Annotated in this window: 2 protein-coding genes; one reads left to right on the top strand and one right to left on the bottom strand. The window is 65.9% G+C overall.

From position 1 onward, the window contains the following. The first annotated feature begins 206 nt into the window (after nt 1–206). Nucleotides 207–1,772: a S10 family peptidase gene (locus DYI24_RS25170; protein WP_164574258.1), complete on the top strand. Its 1,566-nt coding sequence runs from the start codon at nt 207–209 to the stop codon at nt 1,770–1,772. A gap of 114 nt (nt 1,773–1,886) precedes the next feature. Here DYI24_RS25170 and DYI24_RS25165 read toward each other — a convergent pair. Beyond that, nucleotides 1,887–2,299: endonuclease III domain-containing protein (locus DYI24_RS25165; protein ID WP_164574257.1), on the bottom strand; the 413-nt coding region annotated here is incomplete at its 5' end.

Genomic DNA, 2,299 nt, shown 5'->3' with positions numbered 1-2,299 from the left:
GCAGGACGTGGCCGGCCTGATGATCGAATTCGCCCGCGAGCTCGGCGCGCTGCCGGCGGCGCTCGCCGCGGCGGAGTGACGCTGGCGGCCGCACCGGCCGCAGCGTCGCCAAACTGACGCAGTCCTGCGCTCAGAGTCGGTCCCGACGATTTCAAGCCCATGCCCAACGCTGCGGTGCCGCCGCGGCGTTGCCGAAGGAGATGTCGATGCCGCTGTCGCCCCGGTCCGCCGTGACCGCCTCGATGTTGATCGCAGCGCTGGCGCTGCCACAGCTCGGTACGAGCGCCCTCGCCCAAGAGGCGCGGCCTGCAGCACCGCACGCCGATCGGGCGAAATCAGCTGCGGAGCAGACCGACACAGCCGCAAACAAAGCCGAGGCGTCGCCGGCCCGCGCCGAACTCAACAGCCTGCCGCCGGACGTCACCACCAAGCACAGTCTGGCGTTGCCGGGGCGGACTCTGGCGTTCACCGCCACCGCCGGCTCGATCCGGCTGTACAACGGCAAGGGTGAGCCGCAGGCCGATATCGCCGTCACCACCTACAAGCTCGACGGCGCCGATCCGCGCACTCGGCCGGTGACGTTCCTGTTCAACGGCGGCCCCGGCGCATCCTCGGCTTGGCTGCAGCTCGGCGCCGCCGGACCGTGGCGGCTGCCGATCGGCAGCAGCGTGGTGGCGTCGTCGCCGCCGGTGCTGCAGGCCAATGCGGAAACCTGGCTCGATTTCACCGACCTGGTATTCATCGATCCGGTCGGCACCGGCTATAGCCGTTTCGTCGCCAGCGGCGACGAGGTGCGTAAGCACTTCTATGCAGTCGAGGGCGACATCTCGGCGATGGCGGTGGTGATCCGGCGCTGGCTGGAGAAGAACGACCGGCTCGCTTCGCCGAAGTATCTGGCCGGCGAAAGCTACGGCGGCATTCGCGGTCCGAAGGTGGTGGACAATCTGCAGACCAAGCAGGGCGTCGGCGTCAACGGTCTGATCCTGGTATCGCCGGTGCTCGACTTCCGCGACCTGTCCGGCTCCAGCCTGCTGCAATATGCAGCTCGGCTGCCGTCGATGACCGCGGTGGCGCGGCAGCAGAAAGGCAAGGTGACCCGCGCCGACCTCGCCGATGTCGAGAGCTACGCGCGCAGCGAATTCCTCACTGACCTGGTCAAAGGCGAAGCCGACAAAGAAGCGACCACGCGGCTCGCCGACCGCGTCTCTGCACTGACGGGAATCGACAAGACGGTGAGCCGGCGATTGGCCGGGCGGTTCGACACCCGCGAATTCCAGCGAGAGTTCGACCGCGATCGCGGCCGGGTCACCGGACGGTTCGACGGCGCCAAACTCGGGCTCGATCCGTTCCCGGATTCCAGCGGCTCGCATTTCGGCGATCCGTCGGCAGATTCGCTGATCGCACCGCTCACCAGCGCGGCCGTGCAGCTGACTCGCTCGACGCTGAACTGGAAGCCGGACGGCTCGTATGAACTGCTGAATGGCTCGGTGGCCGAACAATGGGATTTCGGCCGCGGCCGCCAGCCGCTGGAATCGACTACCCAGCTCCGTGAGATCCTCAGCGTCGACCCGAGCCTGCAGGTGCTGGTGACCGGTGGCCTATTCGATCTCGCCGCGCCGTATTTCGGTACCCAAATCGTGCTCGATCAGTTGCCGCCGACTCTGGCTGAGAAGCGCGTGAAGTTCGTCGTCTATCCCGGCGGCCACATGTTCTACGCCGACGACGCCGCACGGCAGTCGCTGCACGACGAAGTGAAAGCGATGATGAAGTAGTCGCGCAGCAACTCCACCTTCGTCATTGCGAGCGTAGCGAAGCAATCCAGAGCCCGGTGCACCGATCTGGATTGCTTCGTCGCTTCGCTCCTGGCAATGACGATAGAACTCGAACTAACTCACCGTCTTCTCGGGCCAACGACACAGATCGTTGATCAAGCAGACCTCGCAGCGCGGCTTGCGGGCGAGGCAGGTGTAGCGGCCGTGCAGGATCAGCCAATGGTGGGCGTGCTGCATGAATTCGGCCGGGATCACCCGCTCCAGTTCAAGCTCCACCGCGAGCGGCGTTTCGCCTGGCGCCATGCCGGTGCGATTACCAACCCGGAACACATGGGTATCGACCGCCATGGTCGGCTGACCGAACGCCATGTTCAGCACTACGTTGGCGGTCTTGCGTCCAGCGCCGGGCAGCGTCCCCAGCTCCTCACGGGTGCGCGGCACCTCACCGCCAAAGTCGGTGATCAGCTTTTGCGACAGCGCACTCACGTTCTTCCCCTTGGTGCGAACACGACCAATGGTCTTGATGT

Source organism: Rhodopseudomonas sp. BR0C11 (assembly GCF_010820945.1).
In the GTDB taxonomy this organism is placed as follows: Bacteria; Pseudomonadota; Alphaproteobacteria; order Rhizobiales; family Xanthobacteraceae; genus Rhodopseudomonas; species Rhodopseudomonas palustris_H.
This window is presented reverse-complemented; position numbering and strand designations above follow the sequence as displayed.